Origin of the sequence: Streptomyces anulatus (assembly GCF_014650675.1) — a bacterium.
Classification (GTDB): Bacteria; Actinomycetota; Actinomycetes; order Streptomycetales; family Streptomycetaceae; genus Streptomyces; species Streptomyces anulatus.
In genome coordinates this window covers 106683-130250 of sequence record NZ_BMVK01000008.1, presented here as the reverse complement: position 1 = coordinate 130250, position 23568 = coordinate 106683, and the positions used below count along the sequence as shown (strand labels likewise).

22 protein-coding genes are annotated in these 23568 nt (G+C 73.3%); 11 read left to right on the top strand and 11 right to left on the bottom strand.

Translation table 11 applies throughout. The features are described 5' to 3' along the window. Together IE272_RS21285 and IE272_RS21280 are read right to left on the bottom strand one after the other, a co-directional pair. Positions 1–783: an HAD family hydrolase gene (locus tag IE272_RS21285; protein ID WP_050361099.1), complete on the bottom strand. Its 783-nt coding sequence runs from the start codon at positions 781–783 to the stop codon at positions 1–3. Next, positions 780–1748 carry an NAD-dependent epimerase/dehydratase family protein gene (locus IE272_RS21280; protein ID WP_050361098.1) on the bottom strand — a complete coding sequence of 323 codons (969 nt, stop codon included), beginning with the start codon at positions 1746–1748 and terminating at the stop codon, positions 780–782. Before IE272_RS21280 ends, IE272_RS21285 begins: the two co-directional genes overlap by 4 nt. A 30-nt stretch (positions 1749–1778) precedes the next feature. Here IE272_RS21280 and IE272_RS21275 point away from each other — a divergent pair, with 30 nt between their 5' ends. Together IE272_RS21275 and IE272_RS21270 are read left to right on the top strand one after the other, a co-directional pair. Next, positions 1779–2588, top strand: coding sequence for an endonuclease/exonuclease/phosphatase family protein (locus IE272_RS21275; RefSeq protein WP_050361097.1), 810 nt, complete (start codon positions 1779–1781; stop codon positions 2586–2588). A 234-nt stretch (positions 2589–2822) separates the two neighbouring features. Further along, complete coding sequence (locus tag IE272_RS21270; RefSeq protein WP_050361096.1) at positions 2823–3659, top strand: nucleotidyltransferase domain-containing protein; 837 nt, start codon at positions 2823–2825, stop codon at positions 3657–3659. Positions 3660–3756: 97 nt separating this feature from the next. On the opposite strand, the gene IE272_RS21265 is transcribed toward IE272_RS21270, so the two are convergent. From IE272_RS21265 to IE272_RS21255, 3 genes are all read right to left on the bottom strand, one after another. Beyond that, positions 3757–4539 carry a thioesterase II family protein gene (locus tag IE272_RS21265; RefSeq protein ID WP_056701362.1) on the bottom strand — a complete coding sequence of 261 codons (783 nt, stop codon included), beginning with the start codon at positions 4537–4539 and terminating at the stop codon, positions 3757–3759. A 46-nt stretch (positions 4540–4585) separates the two neighbouring features. Continuing rightward, on the bottom strand, positions 4586–5839 hold the full coding sequence (locus IE272_RS21260; protein ID WP_158071396.1) for a helix-turn-helix domain-containing protein: 1254 nt from the start codon (positions 5837–5839) through the stop codon (positions 4586–4588). A 121-nt stretch (positions 5840–5960) separates the two neighbouring features. After that, positions 5961–6131 (bottom strand): hypothetical protein, encoded by a 171-nt coding sequence (locus IE272_RS21255; RefSeq protein WP_179890859.1) that lies wholly within the window; start codon positions 6129–6131, stop codon positions 5961–5963. Positions 6132–6457: 326 nt separating this feature from the next. Here IE272_RS21255 and IE272_RS21250 point away from each other — a divergent pair, with 326 nt between their 5' ends. From IE272_RS21250 to IE272_RS21235, 4 genes are read left to right on the top strand one after another with little or no spacing between them, the layout of a single operon-like run. Next, positions 6458–7006 (top strand): helix-turn-helix transcriptional regulator, encoded by a 549-nt coding sequence (locus tag IE272_RS21250; RefSeq protein WP_050361093.1) that lies wholly within the window; start codon positions 6458–6460, stop codon positions 7004–7006. 49 nt (positions 7007–7055) lie between these two features. Further along, the gene (locus tag IE272_RS21245; RefSeq protein WP_063804532.1) at positions 7056–8069 is read left to right on the top strand and encodes an ATP-binding cassette domain-containing protein; all 1014 of its coding nucleotides are present in this window, start codon (positions 7056–7058) and stop codon (positions 8067–8069) included. Between the two features lie 53 nt (positions 8070–8122). Beyond that, positions 8123–8878, top strand: coding sequence for an ABC-2 family transporter protein (locus IE272_RS21240; protein ID WP_157875648.1), 756 nt, complete (start codon positions 8123–8125; stop codon positions 8876–8878). A 1-nt stretch (position 8879) separates the two neighbouring features. Then, positions 8880–9722 (top strand): ABC transporter permease, encoded by an 843-nt coding sequence (locus tag IE272_RS21235; protein ID WP_057665139.1) that lies wholly within the window; start codon positions 8880–8882, stop codon positions 9720–9722. Between the two features lie 34 nt (positions 9723–9756). On the opposite strand, the gene IE272_RS21230 is transcribed toward IE272_RS21235, so the two are convergent. Beyond that, entirely contained in the window at positions 9757–10716 is a 960-nt protein-coding gene (locus tag IE272_RS21230) for an AraC family transcriptional regulator (RefSeq protein ID WP_050361089.1), read from the bottom strand. A gap of 168 nt (positions 10717–10884) precedes the next feature. Here IE272_RS21230 and IE272_RS21225 point away from each other — a divergent pair, with 168 nt between their 5' ends. Next, complete coding sequence (locus tag IE272_RS21225; RefSeq protein WP_050361088.1) at positions 10885–11736, top strand: NAD(P)H-binding protein; 852 nt, start codon at positions 10885–10887, stop codon at positions 11734–11736. A 22-nt stretch (positions 11737–11758) separates the two neighbouring features. Here the strand turns inward: IE272_RS21225 and IE272_RS21220 are convergent, their stop codons facing one another. The 5 genes from IE272_RS21220 to IE272_RS21200 form a co-directional block, all read right to left on the bottom strand. Further along, complete coding sequence (locus IE272_RS21220) at positions 11759–12232, bottom strand: carboxymuconolactone decarboxylase family protein (RefSeq protein ID WP_190007525.1); 474 nt, start codon at positions 12230–12232, stop codon at positions 11759–11761. 113 nt (positions 12233–12345) lie between these two features. After that, the gene (locus IE272_RS21215; RefSeq protein WP_190007523.1) at positions 12346–13539 is read right to left on the bottom strand and encodes a flavin-containing monooxygenase; all 1194 of its coding nucleotides are present in this window, start codon (positions 13537–13539) and stop codon (positions 12346–12348) included. A gap of 67 nt (positions 13540–13606) precedes the next feature. Next, complete coding sequence (locus IE272_RS21210; RefSeq protein WP_190007521.1) at positions 13607–15322, bottom strand: hypothetical protein; 1716 nt, start codon at positions 15320–15322, stop codon at positions 13607–13609. Between the two features lie 95 nt (positions 15323–15417). Next, positions 15418–16257, bottom strand: coding sequence for a class I SAM-dependent methyltransferase (locus tag IE272_RS21205; RefSeq protein ID WP_063804531.1), 840 nt, complete (start codon positions 16255–16257; stop codon positions 15418–15420). Beyond that, positions 16254–18122, bottom strand: a complete 1869-nt coding sequence (locus tag IE272_RS21200; RefSeq protein ID WP_190007519.1) for an NAD(P)/FAD-dependent oxidoreductase — start codon at positions 18120–18122, stop codon at positions 16254–16256. Before IE272_RS21200 ends, IE272_RS21205 begins: the two co-directional genes overlap by 4 nt. Before the next feature lie 254 nt (positions 18123–18376). On the opposite strand from IE272_RS21200, the gene IE272_RS21195 reads away from it, so the two are divergent. The 4 genes from IE272_RS21195 to IE272_RS21180 all read left to right on the top strand — a co-directional run bounded on the left by IE272_RS21195 (position 18377) and on the right by IE272_RS21180 (position 23517). Next, on the top strand, positions 18377–18829 hold the full coding sequence (locus tag IE272_RS21195; RefSeq protein WP_047178161.1) for a hypothetical protein: 453 nt from the start codon (positions 18377–18379) through the stop codon (positions 18827–18829). Next, entirely contained in the window at positions 18826–19263 is a 438-nt protein-coding gene (locus IE272_RS21190; RefSeq protein WP_050361083.1) for a Zn-ribbon domain-containing OB-fold protein, read from the top strand. The genes IE272_RS21195 and IE272_RS21190 overlap by 4 nt, the downstream gene beginning before the upstream one ends. Positions 19264–19363: 100 nt before the next feature. Then, the gene (locus IE272_RS39135; protein ID WP_190007515.1) at positions 19364–22852 is read left to right on the top strand and encodes a CHAT domain-containing protein; all 3489 of its coding nucleotides are present in this window, start codon (positions 19364–19366) and stop codon (positions 22850–22852) included. Further along, a complete protein-coding gene (locus IE272_RS21180) occupies positions 22849–23517 on the top strand; it encodes a hypothetical protein (RefSeq protein WP_056701346.1) in 669 nt (222 codons plus the stop codon). Before IE272_RS39135 ends, IE272_RS21180 begins: the two co-directional genes overlap by 4 nt. Positions 23518–23568: the final 51 nt, after the last annotated feature.

The window sequence follows — 23568 nt, the reverse complement described above, 5'->3', positions numbered from 1 at the left end:
TCAGCTCCCGTTCGGGTGGGTGAGGGCGTCGGCCGGTGAGCCGGCCGGTGAGCAGAGACGTACGAGCGTCTCGACGGCCCGGTCGGACAAGCCGGGAAGGACGGCGTCCGCGCCGGCCGCCAGCAGTTCGCCGGCGTCCGCCGCACCGGTCGTGACGGCCAGGCAGGGAAGCCCGGCCGCGTGGGCGGCGGTGACGTCCCGGACGGTGTCGCCGACGAGCACGCCGCGCGGCGGCGTGCCACCGGTGGCCAGCGCGGCGACGCCGGCGCGCGCCACGTCGTCCCGGTGCACGGCCGTGTCACCGAACCCGCCGTCGTCCAGGAGGTCGGCGAGTCCGGCGGCGCTCATCTTCCAGCGGGCGACGGCACGGGCGTTGCCCGTGCTCATGCCCAGCTCGAACCCGGCGTCGCGCAACCCTTCCAGGACCTCGCGCGCACCGGGCAGCAGGTCGGCGTCGGCCCGGCCCGCCCGGGGGAGCGGCACGCGGTCCAGGCGCTCCACCATGTCGGCGATGACCCGCGGCAGGCGCAGGTCGGCCTCGTCGTCGGACAGCCCCGCCAGCACCAGGGCGGCCCGGACCGTGCCCGCGTCGGTGAAACCGGCCAGATTGACCTCACGGTAGAACAGCTCACCACCCCGGTAGACGAACGTCTCCCGGGTGCCCGTGGCGGCGGCGATGGCCGCCGCCATGGCGTCCATGTGGGCCCGCTGGAGCGGCGAACCGGGCCTGACCAGGGTGCCGTCGAGGTCGAAGAGGGCGATGCACCCGATGCTCGCGGTCATGCCACGCTCCGTGCGGCGAGTTCGCGGGAGATCCACTGGTACGTCTCCAGCAGGCCCTTCTCCAGGGGCACGGTGGGCTCCCAGCCGAGTACCTTCCGCAGCAGCGTGTTGTCGGAGTTCCGGCCCCGTACGCCCTGCGGCCCCTCGATGTGTTCGATGCCCAGACCGTCCCGCCCGGCCGCGGCGAACACCAGGTGCGCGAGCTCGTCGACGCTGACGAGCCGGTCGGAGCCGATGTTCAGCGGTTCACGGTGGTCGCTGCGCATCAGCAGGTAGGTGCCCTCGACGCAGTCGTCCACGTAGCAGAAGGAACGGGTCTGGCTCCCGTCGCCCCACACCTCGATCGAACCGTCCTCGGACGCCAGCGCCACCTTGCGGCACATCGCCGCCGGGGCCTTCTCCCGGCCGCCGTCGTACGTCCCGTTCGGACCGTAGATGTTGTGGTACCGGGCGACGCGCACCTCCATGCCGTACTGCTCGTGGTAGTAACGGCACAGGAGTTCGGCCATGAGCTTCTCCCACCCGTAGGAGTCCTGCGGGTCGGCCGGGAAGGCGTCCGTCTCGCGGAGCGCCGAGGCGTCCGGCGTCGTCTGGATGTGCTCGGGGTAGATGCAGGCCGAGGACGCGAGGAAGTAGCGGGTGACGCCCGCCAGTTGCGCCGCGCGGATGGTGTTGATGTTGATCAGGGCGTTGTTGTGCAGGATGGTCGCCGGGTCGCGGGAGATGAAGCCCATCCCGCCCATGTCGGCCGCGAGGGCGTAGACCTCGTCGACGCCCTCGCAGGCGGTCGCGGCGACGGCCGGATCGCGGAGGTCGCCGACGACGAACTCGTCGGCGTCCGAGGGGCCGAACTCCGGCCGCTTCAGATCGACGCCGCGGACCCACCAGCCCCGGTGTCGCAGGTAGCTCACGAGATGACTGCCGATGAATCCGCCGGCACCGGTGACCAGGGCACGCTGGGACATGGGGAACTCCGTTCCTCTAGGGTGTGATTCATGGGGTTGAGCAGGGGTTTCGGGGTCGCCACGTACAACATCTGGGGCACGGGAGTGCCCCATCGGTACTGGCGTGACAGATCCGTTCTCAGGGGCGCCGTCGAGGGCTCGCCCGGTCTCGGCCTGGACCGGGAGGAGACGGTGTGGGCCGCCCGGCGCGAGGGACTCGTCCGCGCCCTCCGGGAGGCGGGGCCCGATCTGGTGGCGCTCCAGGAGGTCGTGGACCCGGCGGGGGGAGGGCGTGGCCGCGCCCATGAACTGGCCGAGCGGCTGGGGTATCACGTGGCGCCGTCCGGCGCCGGTTTCACCGAGGGCCTCGCCGTGCTCAGCCGGGACGCGGTGCTGGGCTGCCGTCAGATTCCGCTGCGGTCAACGGAGGGTGCGTTCGGAGGACACCCCGTGGTCCTGGAGGTGGAGGTGGCGGCAGCGCGCCTGTGGGTGGTGCATGTGCCGGTCGGCCCCGACGCGGTGCGGGCGGCCCGCATCGCGGAGCTCGGGGCGCTCGCCGCGTCGGCGCCCTCCGACCGGCCCCTGCTGCTCTGCGGGGACTTCAACTGCCCCGCCGACGGGGCGCCGATGCGCGACCTGCTGGCCGGGGGAGAGCTGGCCGACGCCTGGACCGGGGGCGGCGGCGATCCGCGGGCCCTGACCATGCCGATGCCCGGTCCCACCTGGCGGCTGGACTACGTCCTGTACCGGCCGGCCGACGGACTGACGGCCGGACCGGGTGGCCGGCTGCTGGGGACGGAGCCCGACGCCGAGGGTCTGTTCCCCTCCGACCACTGCGGGGTCGCGGTGAGGTTCGTGTGAACTGTCTGTCAACGGAAGGCCTTTCCCACGGAGGGCGGCGAGGCCCCCGGTCCATCAGGTAGCGGAACGGTAGGCAGAGGCGATGCCCCATCGGCCGGAGGTGGCTACTTCATGCCACCTGCCACCGGCGCGGGGGTGCTGGCAGGAACGTGCCAGGCGCCGGGACCGTGTTCGCCGTGGGGCACGATGCACGTGCGCCGGCCCTCGCCGGCGCGCACCGCAGGGAGAGCAGCCATGACCCTTGGACCCGATCCCGCCGCCACCATCGACCGGATCGGCGCCCGGCTCGCGGAACTGCCCGGTCTCGTCGGGATCGTGCTCGGCGGCTCCCGGGCACGGGGCCGGGAGCGGCCGGACTCCGACATCGACATCGGTCTGTACTACGACTCCCGGGAGCGGCCGCCGTTCTCGTCGGTCCTGGACGCCGCGAAGGAGCTGGACGATCACGGCCGGCCCGCCGGTCACGGCAGGTACGGGGCATGGGGTCCCTGGATCGACGGCGGCGTCTGGCTGACCGTCGACGGTTACCGCACGGACTTCCTGCTCCGGGACTTCACCCGGGTCGGTGAGGTCCTGCGCGACGCCGCGTCGGGCGTGGTCACCACCCACTACCAGCCGGGTCATCCGCACGGCTTCGTCTCGACGATCTACGCGGGCGAGGTGAGCCACAACGTGCCGCTGCACGATCCGCACGGGGCGCTGGCGGAACTGCGCACCCTGGTGGAGCCCTATCCGCCGGCGCTCCTGCGGGCGGTCGTGGCGCAGTTCGGCTGGGAGGCCACGTTCTCCCTCGACAATGCGCTGTCCCCGGCCCGGCGGGGCGATCTGCATCAGGTCACCGGGCTGCTGCACCGGGCCCTCGCCTGTATGAACCAGGTGGTCTTCGCCCGCAACGGCCGCTATGTGCTCAACGAGAAGGGCGCGCTGCACGAGGCCGACGCGATGGACGACCGGCCGGTGGACTACCGGATCCGCGCCGAGGCGGCGCTCGGCGGGCTGTCGGGCGACGCCGGTGTGCTGGAGGCGGCGGTGCGGGCCCTACGGGAGATCCGGGACGAGTTGCCGGGGTGACCGGGCGGTCCCGGCCGACCGGGGCTGCCGCAGGCCTTCCCGGGTGGGGAACACCGGGTGTCCGCGCCGACGGCGTGGAGCGGCAGGACCCCCTTGGTCACCGGGCGTCGTCCCGCAGCGCCCTGCCGAGGTCCTCGGTGATCTGCCGGGCCACGGAGCGGCGGTGCTCCCGCAGGTAGAAGTGGCCGCCGGGGTGGAGATGGAGCGGCGCCGGCAGGCTCCGGGCCAGGGCGATGAGCTGCTCCGGCGGGAGCGTGGCGTCGTCATCCCCGCCGAACAGGGAGTGGGGCACTCCGGCGACCGGCGCGAAGAGGCTCGGGTCGGTGGTGTCGAGCAGGCGGAAGTCGTCCCGTATCGCAGGGGAGAACCGCCGCCACATGGCGTCGTTCTCCAGGATCTCGGGAGGCGTGCCCCCCATGGCGACGACGAGGGAACGCAGTTGGGGGTCGGGCAGGAGGGAGCGGTTCGTCCGGCGGCCGTCCGGGGCCGCTCGGTCCGCGCTCCAGGCGGACAGGCCCAGCCACCGGGGCCCGGGGCCCCGGGCCCGCAGACGTCGGGCCAGTTCCGTACAGACGAGCGCGCCCATGCTGTGGCCGAAGAACCCGTAGGGCCGGTCGAGCAGCGGGTGGACCTCCCGGCGGAGCAGTTCCGCCAGTTCGCCGATGTCCTGGCAGCGGTGCCCCGCCCGGCTCCCTCGGCCGGGCGCCTCCATGAGGAGGACCTCCCAATCGGCGGGGAAGAGTCCGGCCCAGTCGCGGAAGAAGTGGTGCGTGCCGCCCGCGTGGTGGAAGAGGAAGACGCGGACGGCGGGCCGGTCCACGGGCCACGGTCTGATCACGGTGCGGTGCGGTGGGTCCGGGGCGGTGGCGGAACTGGTCATCGTGCTCCCTGATCGTGTCCGGGGCACCGCGCCCGGACCGGTGGGCTCAGCCGTGATCCGGGTCGTCGGTGGGCGGGGTGAGGCTCTCGACCAGGCCCCGCCAGGCCTCCGCCGCCAGATCGGCGTCGCCGGACTGCTGGGCCCGGGTCGCGAGACTCTTCATCTCTGACACGGCGGTCCGGTCGCCGCCGCTGATCGCGATCCGGTGCCGCAGGAGCTGGAGCCTCACCAGATCCCGGCGGCCCAGCCCTTCGGGACGCTCCCCGAGCCGCTCGCTCAGGTCGCGTGCCGTGTCCAGCCGGCCTTCGTAGTAGGCCAGTTGGCACTGGAGGAACCACAGCTCCCGCTGGTGCAGCGGCGGCATGCTGATCAGTTCCACGGCGGAGCCGGCCTCGTCGAGGTGCTGCCGGGCGCGCTCGGTGTCGCGTGGGTCGAGCTGGAGGTAGAGGGAGGCTGCCGCGAGCCGCAGCCGCAGCCACAGGGTGGGGTCCTCGCTGCCGACCGGCTGGGCGATGGCGGCCTGCATGGCCTCGATCGCGGCCGGGCCCTCCCCCTGCCTGCCTCGGACGGTGGCAGCCGTCCACAGCGCCTCCACCCGCGCCTTGACGGGAACGTGGTCGCCCAGGCTCTCCAGCAGCTGATCGGCGCGGGCCCTGGCCTCGGCCAGGCGCCCGCTCTCCGCCTCGATGGAGATCAGTACGAGCGTCGCCTCCATCAGGTGGTGGGGGTGCCCCAGGCTCTCGGCCAGGGAGACCGCGTCGCCGGCCCGCGCGAGCGAGGAGACCAGGTTCCCGGCGGAGCGTTCCCTGCGGGCCAGCTGCGTGCGCGAGCGCACGCGCAGCTCGGGAAGGCCGATCTCGTCGCTCAGCTCGGTCAGCTCCTCCAGCAGCCGGAACTCCTCGGCCGACCGCCCCTGCGCGTGGTAGGCGCGGGCCAGGACCCACTGCACCTGCCACCGCAGAGCGAGATCGTCGTCCTCCGACGGCTGCTGAAGGGCTTCCTCCAGTACGGACGCCGCCTCGGGCGCCTCGCCCAGGGTGGTGACCGTGGCGAGGGCCCGGGCGAGGGTGCTGCCCGTCGAGGGCTGGAAGGCCGCGGGTGTCACACCGAGCTGGTCGCACAGGTGTGACAGGACCCGTTCCGTCGGCGGCCGGGCGCCGGACTCCAGACGGGACAGGTAGGTCGCCGAGATCTCCGTCCCGGCGAGCTCCGCCTGCGACATGCCGCGGGCCAGCCGCAGCGTGCGCAGACGACGCCCGAACTGCAGCTGATCCGAAGTGTGGTGCACCTGACTAGACACGTGGACACCCTGGCATTTATTCAGCAACCCTGTCAAATTAATCTGCCGCATACGTCATGTGGGGGAAACATACTGGCAAGATTTGGTCCGACGCACTCCGAGAGACGATTTCCCGCCAGGGTCAGGGCCAGTCGATGTGTCCGCTGTCGCCGTCCGGTGCGAGGGCCGCCAGGCTGCCCTGAGATGCGGCGATCGTCTCGGTGACCGCTCCGTGGGTGGTGGCCAGGCTGCCGAGCGCGAACAGTCCGAGGATGCCGGCCAGTGCGTAGAACTTCTTGATTCGCTTGTCCATGTCTCTTTCTTTCACTCCCCTGTGGGGCGATTCGTCCCCGCCTGGCACGGGTGTGAGGGCCGGGCGGTGCCCGGCCGGCGGTGACGAGCGCCGGTGATGGCCAGTACGTAACCACAGCTGCGTGACGCTCGCCAAGGGTTGGCAAGTTTCTTGACAAAATTGTGCATGGTACATACCTTTCGTGTCGCCCGTCGGGGCCGGTCGAGCCGACCGGTCCACCGGGAATGACGGATCGATGGAGGGCGTGTGCGATGCAGATGAACTTCGCCGGGTTGTCACAGGTGCGTCGGACGATCCACAGTGCTCGCCGGGAAGTCCTGCTTGCCGTGCCACGCGGAGGCCCGGCACTGGACGGCGAGGTGGACCTGACGGCCGCCCGGATCGTGGCGGGGGCCCCCGGCGTGAGCGTGCGGGTCTACCTGCCCCCGGCCGACCCCGAGGACACGGCCCTGCCGCGATGCGAGCTGGTCGGCCTGGCGAAGCAGGGAGTCGAGGTCCACACGGCGCCCGCGCAGAACCCCCGGATGGTGATCGTCGACCGCTCGGTCGTCGTGCTGGCACGCAACCGCACCGACTACGGGGACGGTGCGCTCATCGGCCACGGACTGCCGTTCACCCCCATGCTCGTACGCATGCTGACCTCGGCGGCACAGGAGGACGACCACGAGCCCCGGCCCGCGGAGGAACCTCTCACCCCGCTGTCCCGCGAGATCCTGCGCCAACTGTCGCGGGGGGCCAAGGACGAGGCGGCCGCCCGCGACATGGGCATGGCGCTGCGCACCTACCGCCGGGCGGTGGCCCGGCTCATGGACTCCCTCGACGCGACCAGCCGTTTCCAGGCCGGCTACGCCGCAGCGCAGCGCAACTGGCTGTGACCTCTCTCGCCCGGGCGCGCCCCGGGCATCAATCCCAAGGACGTCAGGCATGAATGCACACGGGCAGGCGCCGGCAGTGATCGAGGCGCACGGAATCGGCAAGTCCTACCGGACGCCCGGCCGCCTCCGCCTCCTTCCCCGGCGCAGGGCTCCCGCGGCCCGGCCCGCCCGCCGCGCGATGGAGGACGTGTCGTTCCGCATCGCCTCGGGGGAGAGCGTCGCGCTTCTCGGACTCAACGGCGCCGGCAAGTCCACGCTCATCAAGACCATCTGCGGGATCCTCCGGCCCGACGAGGGGTCGCTGAGCGTCGTCGGGCTCGACCCCTGGGCCAAACGTCGCAGCATGGCCGGCCGGATCGGGGTCATGTTCGGCCAGCGCACCCAACTGTGGTGGGACCTGACGGCGTACGACTCGTACCGGGTGCTCGGCGAGATGTACGGCATTCCCGGCGTCACCCTCACCAGAAGGCTGGCGCTCCTGGACGAACGCCTGGAGATAGCCGCCTTCTGGGGGAAGCCCGTCCGCCACATGTCCCTGGGGCAGCGGGTGCGCTGCGATCTCGCCGCCGCGCTGCTGCACGACCCGGACCTCCTGCTCCTGGACGAGCCGACCATCGGCATGGACGTGCCGACGCGCGACCGGGTACGGGACGTCCTCGCGGAGCGGGGGAAGGAGCCCGGCAAGTCGCTGGTGCTCACCACCCACGACATGTCCGACGTCGCCCACCTGTGCGGACGGCTGTTGCTGATGGAGGAGGGGCGGCTCGTCTTCGACGACACCGTCACGGAGTTCCTCGGGTCGATGCGCTACCGCCAACGGGTCAAGGTCTCCTTCGCGGCCTCCGGCCGGCCCGACCTGTCACCCTCCTTCGCCGTTCTCGCCTCCGGCGACGGGGAGGCCGTGATCGGCGTCGGGGACGGCCAGGAGGCCCCGGACGTCGTCGCCCGGCTGCTGGCCAGGGGGGACGTCCTGAGCCTGACCGTCGAAGAGGTGACCATCGACGACGTGCTGCGCTTCCGCTCCGCCGGACCGGCCGTCGCCCTGGGGGCGGCACCGTGCTGACGGCGGGTGGAGCCGGCGCACCGGCACGTCTGCCGATCCGGACCCTGCTGCTGGTGACGACCACGGAGACCCGGTTCCCGTCCAGAATCGCCGCCACGGCCTTCTCCGCCGTGCTGCAGATCGCGGTGCTCAGCACCCTCTGGACGGCCGTCTACTGCGGCGCGGACGGCGCCTCGTGCGACGGTGCCGAGCAGGCCCGCACCTATTCGGCCCTCGCCGTGCTCACGCTGTGCACCCGCGGCGCCGCGCGCGATTCGGTGCGCTCGAAGATCCGTGAGGGCACCCTCGTCTTCTGGTTCGTGCGCCCCATGGCCCCGCAGCGCTACCTGGCCCTGCGCACCATGGGCGGATTCGCCTACAACCTGATGTGGCTGGTGCCCGGGGCGGCCCTGCTGGTCCTGTGCGGTGTCATCTCCCCGCCCGCGTCCTGGCAGGTGCTGGTCGTCGCGCTGTGGTGCCTGGCCATGGGGCAGGTCGTCGCCTACCAGCTCGGCATGCTGCTCGAACTCCTGTGCTTCTGGACGATCTCCAACTACGGCATCACCCGGACGTACTTCTTCTTCCAGGACCTGCTCTCCGGTGCGGTCATACCGCTCTGGCTGTTCTCCGAGAGCGTGCAGGACGCCGTGCGCGTGCTCCCGTTCCATCTCACCGTCGACCTTCCCATCGTCGTCTACCAATCGGAGGGGATCGACATGCAGACCGCGCACATGGCCCTGTCGCAGCTCGCCTGGGCCGTCGGTATCGGCTGCCTGACCAGATTCCTCTGGGTCCGCGCGGCCCGGCGCGTTCCCACGGACGGAGGCTGACGTGGCGGTGCACCTCGCGGCGGACCCGGTGCTCGCACGCGTACGACGCTTCACCCGGGTGTACGCCCTCACCGTCTGGTACTCGCTCAAGGCGCAGAAGGCCTACAAGCTGGACTTCACCATCTCCCTCGTCAACGGGATCCTGTTCCAGGGGTCCATGGCACTGTTCGTGGTCGCTCTCATGTCCCGTTTCGAGAGCCTCGCCGGCTGGTCCCGGCAGGACGTGCTGCTCATCGTCGCGGTGCGGACCTGCGGCCACGCCCTCTACGTGTTCTTCTTCTCGAACATCGCAGCCGTCCAGACACTCCTGCGGGAAGGGAACTTCGACCGCTACTTCACGACACCCCTGTCGGTCCTCTCCCAAGTGCTGTTGTTCCGGGTCAACTTCAATGCCGTGGGCGACACGATCACCGGCCTCGCGCTGCTGGCCTACGCGGTCGCGCAGTCGGCCGTCGGCTGGGGGCCGCGGGAGTGCGCCGTCCTGCTCCTCGCACTCGTCGGGGCCGCGCTCATCGAGGCCGCGCTGCAACTCGTCGTCGCGGCGGCGGGCCTGCGGCACGGCGGATTCGAGGGGCTCAGCACCGGCATCGAGACGACCGTGTCGACTGTCACCCCCTACCCGCTGAGCATCCTGTCCGCCGCACCGCGCTTTCTGTCGTACACGATTCTTCCGGTGGCCTATGTCGCCTACGTGCCGACCGCCCTCATCCTCGGCCGGAGCGACGCCTACGGGGGACACCCGGCGCTCGGCTACCTGGCGCTGCTGACGGGCCCCGCGCTCTGCCTCCTGGCCCTCGTCTACTGGCGGCACCGGATGAAGACGTATCAGCCGATCGGCGGCTGACGAGCCCGCAGGCTCCGGCGCCTCGGCACGGATGTCACCCCGCCGGGGCGGCCGCCTCCACCGGGCCGAGTGCCGACGCCTCCCGCCGGAACGCGCTCGGGCTCTCGCCGCGCAGCCGCTTGAACGCCGCGCTGAAGCCGAACGCGTCCGCGTAGCCGACCCGCCGGGCCACGGCCGCCACGGTCAGCTCCGGGCGGGTCAGCAGGTCCGCCGCCAGCGTCATCCGCCACTCGGTCAGGTAGGCCACCGGACCGTCCCCGACGAGCTCGGTGAACCGCTTCGCCAGGGTCGTCCGGGACACCCCCGCGCGGCTCGCCAGCTCCGCCGTCGTCCAGGGGTGCGCCGGGTCCGCGTGCATCGCCCGCAGCGCCGGCCCCGCCACCTCGTCGCCGAGCGCCCCGTACCACCCCGGCGGATCCGCCTCGGGCCGGTCGAACCAGTCCCGCAGCGTGCACACCAGCATCCAGTCCAGCAGCCGGTCGAGCACGATCTGATCGCCCGGCCGCCCGCCGCCGAGCTGCGCCTCCAGATAGTCGCGCATCGGCGCGCAGTCCTCCTCGTCGGGCACCACGAGGGCCGGCGGAAGCGCCCGCAGGAGCCGCTGGGGGACCTGCGCCCGTACGTCATAGGTGGCGGCCAACAGCACGGTGGGGCAGTCCATTTCGGGGCCGCGGTCCGGAGGGGCTGCGGTGTCCCGGACCTGGCCCCAGCGCACCTCCCGTACGTCGCCGGCCCGCTCCGTCCCCGTACCGTCCGCCGGGTCGTCGGTGAAGACGAACGGGGCCGGACCCCGGACGATCGCCGCCTCGCCGACCTTCACCCGCAGCGGCTCGCCGCCTTCCGGCACGATCCACCCCGCACCGCGCAACGGCAGGCACAGGGTCAGATACGCCCCGTCCGTGAACCGCAGTGACCACGGTGCGCACAGCACCGAACGGCCGAACACCGCGCCCCTGCCCCGCACGCCCCGCAACAGCTCGTCGAACACGTCCATGGCGCCCAGCCTAGGTCGTGTCCGCAAAGTCTCGCCCGGCCCGCGAGGGCGGACGACGATACTTCGCGGACACTCCCTGGGCAGTGTCGCGGGCGCCCCGGACGAACACCTATGGACGACGGACGGACGCCCATGGTCCGGAAGGGGCCGCCGCGATGGACTGGGCCCATGACGACGAAGACCACGCACCGCACCCCGCCCGGGATCCTCGTCCTCGGGGCCACCGGCAAGACCGGCCGCCGGGTGGTGGCCCGGCTGCGCGCGACCGGAACCACCGCGGTCCGTCCCGCCTCCCGCTCCGGCGAGGTCCGGTTCGACTGGACCCTCCCCGACACCTGGGAGCCGGCCCTCGCCGGGGCCGGCGCCCTCTACCTGGTCGCCCCCGACGACCCGTCCCCCGTCAAGGAGTTCGTGACCCGCGCCGAGGCCTCCGGGGTCCGCCGCTTCGTGGTCCTGTCCGGCCACGGCATCGAGCACGCGGGCGACGGCTTCGGCCGGGGCATGGCGGCGGCGGAGGACGCGGTCCGGGAGACCGGGGCCGAGTGGACCCTCCTGCGTCCCAACAACTTCTTCCAGAACTTCGACGAGGACCTGTGGCGGGACCCGCTCCGCGCGGGCCGCCTCGCCCTGCCGATCGGGGACGTCCCCGAACCCTTCGTCGACGCCGACGACGTGGCGGCGGTCGCGGTGGCCGTCCTCACCGAGGACGGCCACGCGGGCCGCACGTACGAACTGTCCGGCCCCCGCGCCCTCACCTTCGCCGGGGCCGTGGAGACCATCGCCCGCGCGGCGGGCCGGCCCGTCCGCTACGAGGAGCTGACCGCCGAGGCGTACCGCGCCGAACTCCTCGCCCAGGGCTGGCCGGAGGCCGCCGCCGACTCCCTGGGCGCGATGTTCGCCCTGCACCGCGCGGGCCACTCGGCCGAGGTGACCGACGGCGTCCGCCGGGTGCTCGGCCGGGAGGCGGCGGACCTGGAACCGTGGGCGCGGCGCATCGCGGCCACGGGGGTGTGGGCGTAGGCCCCGGGCCCGGTCCGCCCGGTTACGCGAACTGCCCCACCCGGTAGCCGCCGGCCGGCTGCTGGAGGATGACGTTCAGCCGGTTGAAGGTGTTGATCAGCGCGATCAGGGAGACCAGGGCGAGAAGCTGCTCCTCGTCGTAGTGCTCGGCGGCGTTCGCCCAGACGTCGTCCGGGACCCCGCCCGCCGCGTCCGCGATGCGGGTGCCCTGCTCCGTCAGCTCCAGCGCCGCGCGCTCGGCGTCGGTGAAGACGGTGGCCTCCCGCCAGGCGGCGATCAGGTTGAGGCGCAGCGAGGTCTCCCCGGCCGCGGCCGCTTCCTTGGTGTGCATGTCCAGGCAGCCGCCGCAGCCGTTGATCTGGCTCGCGCGGATCTTCACCAGCTCCTGCGTCACCGCGGGCAGCGCCGTGTCCTCGACGGCCTTGCCCGCCGAGACCAGGTGCTTCACGAGCTTGCCCGTGACCGGGCTGGCGAAGGCGTTGAGTCGGGCGTTCATGGTGTGCTCCCTCTGCTGTCGTCCGGGGTTACCCACACAGGACGGACCCGGCCCCGGAGGATGTGACATCCGGGAGAGTGACGGCCGTCACGGCACGAGGGGGCCCAAGGCCCTCAGCGCGACGCCCGTGCCACCCTCTTCGCGATCCTCTCGGCGTCCAGGGCCATTTCGCGGAGCATCCCGCTGATCGGGTTGGTGAAGCCCGTGAAGTACAGCCCCGGGGCCCCCTTCGGCGAGCGGCCGCCGTGGGCGACCGGGCGGCCCCGCCCGTCCAGGACGTCGAGGTGGCCGAGCAGCGGCTCCAGGGCACGGTCGTAGCCGGTGGCGGCGATGACGGCGTCCGGGGTGAGGCGGGTGCCGTCGGCCAGGACCACGGTGTCCTTGTCGAAGGAGGCGACCGCCGCCACCGGGGTGACCGCGCCGGTCCGGACCGCGTCGATCAGCCCCACGTCCTGGACCGGGATCGCGCCCTGGCGGACCCGGGAGTACAGGCCGGTGTCGGGGCGGGGGAGGCCCTGGGCGGCCAGGTCGGGCACGGCGATCCGGCACATCACGGCCCCCGCGCGGTCGACGAGCCGCACCGGGAGGCGGCGGACCAGGATGCCGGTGGCCTGGGCCGGCCAGCCCGCGGTGGAGCGGCGGACGATGTGCGGGACCGTCCGGACCGCGATGCGCACCCGGGACGCGCCGCCCTCCGCGAGGTCGGCGGCGATCTCCGCGCCCGTGTTGCCGATGCCGACGACCAGGACGTCCCGGTCCGCGTACGGGGCCGGGGCGCGGTACCGCGCGGCGTGCAGCAGTTCGCCGGTGAACGTGTCGCGGCCCGGCCAGTCCGGGATGCGCGGGGTGTGGTTGAAGCCGGTGGCGACGACGACCGCGCGGCCCCGCAGGACCCGCCCGCCCGTCGCCGTGAGCTGCCAGTCGCCGGAGCCGTCGGGGGCCCGGTCGATCCGCGTCACCTCGACGCCGGTGACCACTTCCAGCCCGTGGTGCTCGGTGTACTTCTCCAAATACCGCACCACGTCGTCCCGGCCCACCCAGCGCCCGAACCTGCGCGGCATGCGCAGCCCCGGCAGCGCCGACCAGCGGCGGGTCGTGTGCAGGTGCAGCCGGTCGTAGTGGCCGCGCCAGGACGCGCCGACCCGGTCCGACTTCTCCAGGACCACGGCCCGTACGCCCCGGGCGCGCAGCGAGGCGGCGACGGCGAGGCCTCCGGGGCCGCCGCCTATGACGTAGACGGGACGGTCGTCCGTACGGTCGGTGAGGGCGGCGGCGTGACTGCCTGTGGGGGACGGGCTGTTGGGCATGGTTCGGAGCGTAATCGCCCGCTCTGTTGATGGGTCTCGGTCAAGAGCGGAATCGATTGCGAATTGATCACGGGCGGGGGCCGGGCGCGGTCAGAGCCGCGACCAGCGCCTCGGCCCGGGCGGCGGCGACGGCCGGCCCGGCGCCGGTCGCGGCGACCATGCCCCACCGCCGCGGTACGCAGGCCACCGCCTCCAGCAGGGCGCCGGGCACGGCCATGGACCGGGCCGTCGCGGCCATCTGATGGAGCGTCCGGTCCGCCGGCGGCAGGAAGACGCGGGTCGACGCGTACGGCTCGTCGATCGCCTGCTCCCGGGCGCGGTCCCGGAAGGTGCGCAGGCTCTCGGCGCCGTGCGCGGAGAGGTTGAAGTCGATCGCCCCGACGAGAAGACGGTCGCCGAACGCGCCGCCGAGCCGGCCCACGGCGAAGTCGATGCCGCCGGTGACCAGTCCTCCGTAGCTGCCGTCCGCGACGCTCTGCGGGCCTCGGAAGGCCTCGCGGACCGCCGCCAGCGCGGCGCGGACGGTCCGGTAGGCGTCCCGGGGCAGCCCGAGAGCGGTCCAGCCGGCCTCGTCGACGTAGTCGTTGCCCCGCCAGGAGTAGCCGTCCAGCATCTGGAGGGTCAGTCCTTCGGCGACCTGCCCGTGGCGGATGTGCCCCGACGGTACGACCGGGACGCGGCGGGCCGGCGGGGAGCCGGGCCCGGCCTCCTCGTCGCCCAGGGAGACGGTGAGGAAGGTGACCCAGGCCTCCAGGAGGTGGTCGTCCCCGACCGCGTGCGCGGTCCGGGCCTCCGCGGCCAGCCGGTCGGTGTCGGCGAGGTCCAGGTTGCCCACGATGCGCGCCCCGTCGCCCGCGTCGGCGGGCTTGAGCGCGGCCCGGCTCAGGCCGTAACGGGTGCGGAGCAGGGTGGCCGCGTCGAGCACGTCGGCCACGAAGGCGTCCCGGTCGACGCCGGTCCGGGCGATCGTGTAGCCGGGCAGGACCGGGACGGTCAGCCCCAGCCGCCGGTGGGCCCGGCCGAGACGCTGCTCGGCGGCGAGCAGTACCTCGGGGGACAGCTCCAGTGCGGACGCGGGCATCGCCCGGGCGTCGGCGACCGTGGGATGGATGTGGTTCTTCCGGTTCCATTCGGTGGCGACCGCCGGGCTGTTGGCGTCCGTGGCCAGTTCGGCCAGCCCGGTCCTGCGGAGCAGCCAGAGCAGGAAGATCTGTGTCTCCACGTCCAGTGCGTACAGCCGGACCACCGCGTCGGGGCGGTCGCGCAGCCAGTCGATGACCTGGCGCAGGGGGGTGTCCGCCCGCTCCTCGTGGGCCTCCGCCATGAGCAGCAGGGCGTGGGTCAGGTAGTAGTGGTCCAGGTCCCCGATGTCCACGGCGGGGACGCCCCGGAGCGCCGCGGCCTCGGCCCAGGGCGCGGTACGGCCCAGGGTGAGGTCGTCGGGGGTGCCCAGATAGACCGACCTGGCCTCGACGTACGTGGTCACGTCGTGGGGTTCCTGGCCGCTCAGCAGAGCGGCCAGGTCGCCGTCGAACGCCTTGAGCAGGGGGGTGGTGGTGTGCAGCAGGAGCGACGGGGCGGTGCTGCCCGGCCGGGCCCGGTACGGCCGCACCGCCTCGCCGGCGGCCCTCGCCACGGCCGCGGTGTCCATGCCGAGAAGCCGTTTCGCGCTCTCCGCGACGCGTGTCTCGTCCCAGACCCGGTGGCCGGTGAAGAAACCTTCCCAGCGGGCCTTTCCGCCGCCTCGTGAGGGGCAGACGGACGCGGCGACGGGTGAGAGCACCGTGTTCCCTTTCGGCGAAGTTGTCTTCCGGATCCACGGCTTCCCGGCATCCCGGCTTTCCGGTTGTCCGCGCTCCGGATTTCCGGTGCGGACCGTCAGTTGCGGGCCGTGGTGAATACCACCGTCACGTAGGGTAGCTCGAAGGTATTGCCGCTTTTCAGTTCCGGGTGCACGGTGGCGAGTTCACGTATACGTTCCTCGATTTCCCGGCGGCGGTCCGGAGAGGACGTCAGGTAGTACGACCGTGATTTTATGAGCGTGACGAGAGAATCGATCGTCTTCGCCTCGGAATGCGGAAAGAAGCCCTGTTCGACGGCCCCGAACTCCGGCCCGAACGAGGGATCGCGCAGCCAGCCGGTGAGCCACGCGGAATCCTGGGCGCGCAGCGCCTTCAACGCGCCGTGCAGCATGATCGCCGCGGGGGTGCGCGGGTCCGTCCCGGTGTCCTCGTCGGCGAGGATGCCGGACAGCGCCGCCGACCAGGGGACCTCTTCGTCACGGAGGTTCCAGAGGGTCGCCAGAACTCCGCCGGGGCGCAGTACGCGCGCGATCTCGGCGTGGGCGGGAGCGGGGTCGAACCAGTGATAGGCGTGGCTGACCAGCACCGCGTCCAGGCAGGCGTCGGGCAGCGGGATGTCCTCGGCGCTGCCGGCCAGGGCCTCGGCCCCGGGGGCGGTGGCGGTGATGCGGGCGCGCATCGCGGCGTCCGGCTCGACCGCCCGGGTCCGGTGCCCCTCGGCCGCCAGGACCCGGGTGAGCAGACCGGTGCCCGCGCCGAGGTCCAGCACGTCCCTCGGTTCGGTCCCCAGGATCCACCGGACGCTCTCGACGGGATATCCCGGCCGGGTGGTCTCGTAGGCGTCGACCCCGTCACCGAAGGAACTGCCTCGCTGCTGCCATGCCGTCGTGCCGGCCGTGGATTCTTCGTCCGTCATTCCGGGAGCCTCGCATCCTTTTGTCCGTAGAACATACGGAGTCGGTTCGGGTGGTAGTCGACGTGCATCGGGTGGCTTTCCCCGCGAAGTGCCGAGGCCACCGCCTCGGCGGTCACGGGGGCCTGGGCGAATCCGCCCGTGTTGTGGCCGCCGGTGATGAGGAGAAGCCCGCCTCCGGCGGTCCTCGTGGTCTCGAAAACAGGAAGGCTCGAAGCGGTCCAGGGCCGCACGCAATATCTTCTGCTCCGCTCCAGCAGGCCGGATCTCCGGGCCTCGTCGAACGCGTCGGGGAAGAAGGAGGAGGCCGTGTCGTCGACCGCCGCGTGGAGCGCTTCGAGCTGCGTCGGATCGAGGTTGTCCGGGTCGGCGCCCGTCCAGCCGTAGCCCGATCCGACGGTGAGGTAGGAACGGCCGTCGGCCCCCTCGGTGACGGTGACGTTGGCGTCGGCCGCCGTGTGCCCGCTCCTGGTGATCTTCAGGGAGTTCTTCAGCCCCCGGCCGGGATCGGGGAGCGTGAGCCAGGCGCCGGCCATCCCGTGGATCAGCCCGGCGGACGCGGTGCCGCGCAGCAGCGCTTCCCCGTAGGCGCCGGGGGACAGGACGTAGTGATCGGCGCGGACCGTCCCGCCGTCGCGGCATCTGATGCCGTCCGGCGCGCCGCCCTCGCCCGGGACGAGGGCGGCCACCGGCCGTCCCCAGTGGAAGAGGGCCCCCGCCCGCTCGGCCGCGTCGGTCACGAGGCCGAGGAACCGGTGCACCTGCACGGTGAACCCGTTCACCTCGATGCCGCCGACGAAGGCCCCCGCCCGGTGCGCCGCGGCCAGCGCCGGGTGCCGGGCGCTGACCCGGTCGGCGGACAGGATCTCGAAGTCCCGTTCGGTGAGCGAGCGTTGGCGTGCCGCATGGGCTTCCAGCACGTCCTGGTCGCTGTAGATCCGCAGGATGCCCTCCCGCAGGCCGACCCCGTGGAACAGCTCCGGAACATCGTGCCGGAGGTCCCGCCAGAGCCGGTCGGAGGTGAGGTTGTAGCCCAGGACCTCCTCGGTGAAGGACCGGGCCAGCCAGCCGGGCACCCGGGCGTTGTCCTCGGTCCACGCCCGCTCGGCCGGCCCGAGGCGGGCCAGGTCGGCCAGGCCCCAGCCCTTGTCCTTCACCGGCTGGGCGAAGGGCAGGGGCCCGCCTCCGGGGCTCCCGAAATAGCCGTCGGCCTCGGTGAGCGTGAACATCCGGGCGTCGCCGCCGCCCCTGCTGCACCCGAAGGATGTCCACGGCGCGCCGGACCGGGGGTCGGGGCCGCTGTCGTAGAACGTCACGCGGTGACCGGCCCGGAGCAGCCGCAGCCCGGTCAGCAGGTTCACCACGCCGGCGCCCACGAGGACGACCGAGGCCGCCACCGGCCGGACGGCGCCGAGGTGCCCGGCGAGCACCGGGCCGACCCGCTCGGCCAGGAAGCGGCGTTCGGCCGTGGCGAGCGCTCGTGCGTAGAGGTCCGCGGGGGGCTCGGCCGCCCCGGCCGACGGGCACACGGTCACGCGTAATCGGGAGCCGGCCGGTCCGGCCCCGGGTAATCGGCGGGCGGGCGGGCGGCGGACGCGCTCGACGGCCCCGCGCGCCCCGCCCGGTCCGGCCGCCCGGTCCAGCAGGACGACGACGAGGGGGCGCTCTCCGGCCGCCGCACCCCAGGCGGCCGTCTCGGCCGCCACGGGTGCGGACCGGGTGAGCAGGACGTCCGGCCGGTGCCTGGCCAGAGCCCGGCCGCGGAGGGCGCCCGGCCGCGCCCCCAGCGTGGGGCGGTGCAGTACGTGCGGACCTTTCAGCAGCGGCTCGACGGAGGTCGGCACCGGATGATCCAGCAGAACCAGCAAGGGGCCTCCTCTGCAGGCTGGTTGGTCAGTTTCCAACCGGCATGACGGCGAAACGCCGAGGGGGTCCGGTGGCCGGATTTACGGCCTACTACGTCTCGGAATCCCGACAGCGCCCCTCCCGCGCCGCATGCCGCGGCCGACGCCGAGCCGCGCCCCCACATGCTCCCGGCACGTGCCGCGCCTCCTCCCTCTTGCGCCGGGCCCTCGAATCCGCTGAACTGACGTACCGTCAGAAACCTTTCTCCGGAGGCCCGATGCAGACGATCTGGCTCAGCGGTGCGGAATGGCTCGCCGTCCTGCGCATAGGCCTCGGCCTGTGGTGGCTGGAGAGCTGGCGGCACAAGGACAAGAAGGGCTGGTTCGAGCGCGGCACGGGCATCGCCTGGGCGGCCGACGTCGCGGGCAAGCATCGCTGGGGCGTGGTGCGCACCGGCTTCCGGCGGGTCGTCGAACCGCGCCCGAAGGCGATGGCGTACCTCGTCGTCTACGCGGAACTGGCCCTGGGCCTCGGCCTGGTGGCGGGATTCCTGACCCCGGTCGCTCTGGTCGCCGGGCTCCTCCTCAACCTGCTCTACCTGGTCCTGATGATCCACGACTGGGCCGAGCAGGGGCAGAACGCGATGATGGCACTGATCTCCCTGGTGGCCCTCTTCGCCATGGCCTGGCAGACCTGGTCCCTGGACTCCGCCCTCGGACTGTTCCCGTGACCCCGGGCCGCACGGAGTCCCCGCGCTTCGACCTCCCCGAGCCGGATGCCTTCACCCGCCCCTACTGGGACGCGGCGGCGGAGGGACGCCTGCTCCTGCGCCGCTGCGGCGGGTGCGGCCGGGCCCACCACTACCCGCGCGAGTTCTGCCCGTACTGCTGGAGCGAGGACGTCGGATGGGAGCGCGCGAGCGGGGAGGCGACCCTCTACACATGGTCCGTCGTCCACCGCAACGACCTGCCGCCCTTCGGCTCCCGCGTCCCCTACGTCGCGGCCGTCGTCGACCTCGCCGAGGGCCCCCGGATGATGACGGAGATCGTGGAGTGCGCGCACGACGACCTCCGGATCGGGATGGGGCTGACGGTCTCGTTCCGGGGCGGGGGAGGGGCCGCGGAGGACGGCGAAGCCGTGGCGGTCTTCCGGCCCCGGGGCTGAACAGCGCTCGGGCCAGGCTCTGTTCGGCAAGGGCCCTGTGCGCGGACCGCGCGTGTGGAAGGGTGGCCAGGGCCATGATCCACGGGGGCGAGGGGGCGGCGTGCGACGGTCGGGAGAGGTCACGGGCTGGGCGTTCCTGGCGGAGGTGGGCGGAGTCCGGCACGCCGGTCTGGCGGTCGGGCGGGCCGGGCTCGGCCCGTTCACCGGCGCCGGGGCGGGCGGAAGCCTCTCCACCCTCGCCCATGTGCGGGGGCTGGCCACGCTCCCCTCCCTGGACGCGCTGCCGTTCTCGGACCCCGTCGACGCCCGGTGGTGCGTCCACCGCGACGCGGAGGGCGTCGTCGCCGTCTTCGGCCCCGGCGGCCTGGAGCTGGCGTACGACCTCGACCTGGACCTGCCGCCCGGCTGGCTGGAGACGGTGACCCGCACGCGATCGCTCGTCCTGGTGGTGTCCCATGTGCTGCCGGCCGCAGGCGACATGGCCGCCGTGCTGACGTACGAGACACAGCGGGGGATGGTGTGCGCCGGGCGCGTACGGTTCGGCCCGCCCGGCCCCGAGGCCGCCGGTCCGCCCACGGTCACCTACGTCCTCGACCCGGTGTCCGTCCTGCTGGAGCTGGTGCTCCACGTGCGGGACCAGGTGCTCTCGCTCGGCGCGGCCAAGCTGCGGGCGCGCGAGCTGGAGCGGGCGCGGCGGAGCCTGGAGGAAGCCCACGGGCTGTCCGCCGCGGCGATGCTGGACCTGCTGACCGGTGAGGCGTCCCGCAGCCGGGGAGCGGAGGCCGGGCTCCTGTACGTCTACTGGCGGATGGTGACCGAGGTCGCCGAGGAGTGCGGGGCGGACGCCGTCTGGGCGGAGGCGGCGCTGCGCACCGTCGAGAGTGCGGCACCGGTGCTCGCGGAGCGTTGCGAGCGCTCGGTGTTCGAGGATGCCGACGCGGTCGCCGGCCGCCTGATCACGTACGCGGAGGGCTCCCCGGGCCTGACCGGGGCACTCCTGGCGGCGGCCCGGCTGCGGCTGGCGGTCCGGGGACCGGAGGATCTGGGCGGCGACGCCTACGCGGGGGAGGAGCGGACCGTCCGGGCCGCCCAGCTCGCCGCGGACCTGTACCGCTCGCCACTCCACCGGCCCTGGTTCGGCGGAGAGTGGCCGTTGCTGTTCGACGAGCGGTTGAGGGGCGAGGCGCGGCACCTGCTGACCCGGGCCGCCGAGTCGGACGACCGCGCGAGCGACCAGGGCCGTGCACTGCGCCCCGGGATCCTCGTCACGCTGGCCCAGGTGCTCGCGGAGGACGGGGGCGTGGACGGGGAGACCGCCCGCGCCGCGTTCGCCGCCCTGTTCGACGCACCCGCCGCCGGTCCGCCGGATCTGCCCGTCTTCCTCCTCCGGTCGGTGGACGACGCGACCGCCACCCTCATCGACGTGGTGCGCGAAAACGTCTTCGGCTCCGACGTGTCCGCCTTCCTCGCCGCACACGGCGGCGCCGTCGCGGCCCGGACGGTCGGCCAGGGCGTCAACCTCGCCAGGGAACGCGCCGACCGGCCGCTGCTCCGAGCCGTACTGGACTGGTCCGACCGGTCTCCCCTCGTCCCGGGCCCCGCGCGCCGACGGCAACTCGTGGAGGCCCGGCTGCACGCGCTTCCCCACGACCCCACCGACTGCCCCGCCCCCGGCGACCCTCTCCCGGAGCCCCTTCCGGAGTCGTTTCCGGCGACCTGGTCCACGGCGCAGCGCTCCGCCGCGCTGCTCCACGCCGCCGCCCACGCCCGCGACCGGCAGCGGCCCGCGCTGGGCGTCGCCCTCCTGCGGCTGGCGGGACCGGGGGACGGCCCGGGGATCAGACTGCTGACGGCGGACCTGTACCGCCTGGCCGTGGAGCTGGGCGAGCCGGTCTCCGGGAGGGTCCCGTTCCCGTGGGGCCACTCCACGTACGCCGCTCTCTCCTACGCCTCGCTGAACCAGCAGGACCTGGCCCAGGCCTGCCTGCTGCCCGTCCTCCAGGAGATACCGCGACTCCGGGGCGACGACCTCGAGAACGCCGTGTACGCGATCATCGTGGACCTCCCCAACTTCGACACCAGCGGCGCCCCGGCGCTCGGCGAGGTGCTGCGCGATCTCGTCCACGCCGCCGTATGGCAGCTCACCGCCCGGATCGAGACGATGCCGGTGGCGCTGATGCTCGGTCTCCACCAGGCGGGCAAGGGCCCGGAGGCGGGTGCGTGGCGCCGGATCGACGGCCCGCTCACCCGGCCCGCGCACATCGAGAACTACGTCGGGAAACTCCGCGCCCTGGAGAGCCCCACCGCCGTCGGCGGTGCCACGGCGAACCTGCTCGACGTGCTGGACGCGGAACCCCGCCCCGGCGGCGAAGGGGACGGGGGCGGCGACGACCGCGACGGGTTCGCCCGTAACCTGCGCCGGCGCATCTCCTCGTTCATCGACGACGAACTCCGCGGCCGCTCCGCGGCGTTCGTGGACGACGCGCACCTGTGGGCGAGGACCGGGGAACTGCTGGACGACCGTACGGTCCTGCTCACCTGGTTCCTGCCCACCGCGGTGAACGGAGCGGCCGTCCTGCTCGCCGTCACCCGCGAGGACAGCGCGATGACCGTGCAGCTCGGCGACCCCGCCGACGGCGGACCGGAGCGGGCCGAGGCGTACGCCGACCGGCACCCCGTCGCCGACCTGGTCGACGCGGTCCGCACGGAGGTCGAACGCGACCCGCTCTTCGGCGATGTGACACCGGAGGGCCGCCGGCTGCTGACGGGGCACGAGCTGCCGCTCCCCGCCGCCGACCTGTGGGCCGCCTGGAAGGCCAGGGGCAAGGACCGTCTCCTGCTCTGGCCGCACGGCGCACTGCACTACCTGCCGGTCGCGCTCTGCACCGCCGACGGCCGCCCGATCGCCGACGACTGGACCGTCACCACGATCGTCGGCCTGGAAGCGCTCCTCCCCGTCGACGGCCCCGTACGCCCTCGCCGCACCGCGGTGCTCGCCTCCGCGAACGGCGGCGTCCCCTACGGACTGCCCGCCGAACTGGCGCTGGAGGAGCACGCCCGGGCGGTCGCCGAGGCGGTCGGCGCGAACCCGCTCACCGGTCCGGCCGCCACCCGCGCCGGACTGCTCGCCGAACTCGCCACGGCGGACGTGGTCCACCTCGCCGTCCACGGCACGATGGACCAGGACGCCCCTTGGCTGCACTGCCTCTACCTCACCCCGGACGAGGACGACGACGGCCGGGTCTTCGCCCACGACTTCCTCGAACTCGACCTGAGCGGTGTCCGCCTGGTCACGGTCGCGGCGTGCGAGTCGGCGCTGGGCCGGTTCGACCGGGCGGACAACGTCCGTGGCGTCCCGGCGGCGCTGATCACCGCCGGTGTGCAGGCCGTCGTCGGCTGCCTGTGGGCCGTCCGCCCCGAACCGGCCACGTACTTCTACCACTTCCTGCACCGACGGGCCGGGCAGGCCGAGGACCTGGAGTGCGCGTTCCGCGAGGCGCGGGCCGCCACCCGGGCCCGCTACCCCCAGTACCGGGACTGGGGAGCCTTCACCTATCTGCTGGGCCGGAGCAAGGGAGCCGAAGCATGACCGAGGTCCAGCTGCACGACATCACCCTCGTACCGGAGCGCACGCTCGGCTCCCCGGCCGGCGAAGGACCGCTGCGCGGCCGGCTCACCTTCGGCTGGGACCTGCTGCCCGCCGACCACGCGAGCGCCCCCGCCGACTGGCGGGCCCAGGTGAACGGCACGCCCGGGCGTGACTACCGCCATCTGCTGCTGGTGTGCTCCTTCCGCCCGGAGACCCCGCAGTCTCCGGGGGTGTTCCGGCACGCCTCCCTGGCGGTCTCCCTCACCACCCCCGACCCCGCGGTACGGCCCGTCGCCCGGCTCATCGACCCGGGCGAACGCACCCGGCCGGTGGGCGGCCCCGGCACCGGACTCAGTTTCACCGTCGCCACCGGCATCGTGGACCTGGGCGTGGAGCGGCCGCCGGACGCGGGACCGGGCCGGGAGGAGTGGATCGTGCGCGGCCACGGGGCGTCCCAGCCGGACCCGCAATGGGAGTTCCGCTCCCTGCGCCGCCTGCCGCTGGCCGGCGACCACCCGGTGGCCGCGCTGGTGGAGCTCGTGCCCGGCGTGCCGAACACGGCGGACGTCCTGGTCGCCGCCGAACTGGAGCACCGCAGCTGGGGCGTCCGCCGCTACCGGGCGCGCCTGGGACCCCGGTCGCACGGCATCACGCTGAGCCCGTGAGCCCGTGAGCCCTTCCCGCCCACTGCCGACCGCCCGCGCTCACCCGTGCTC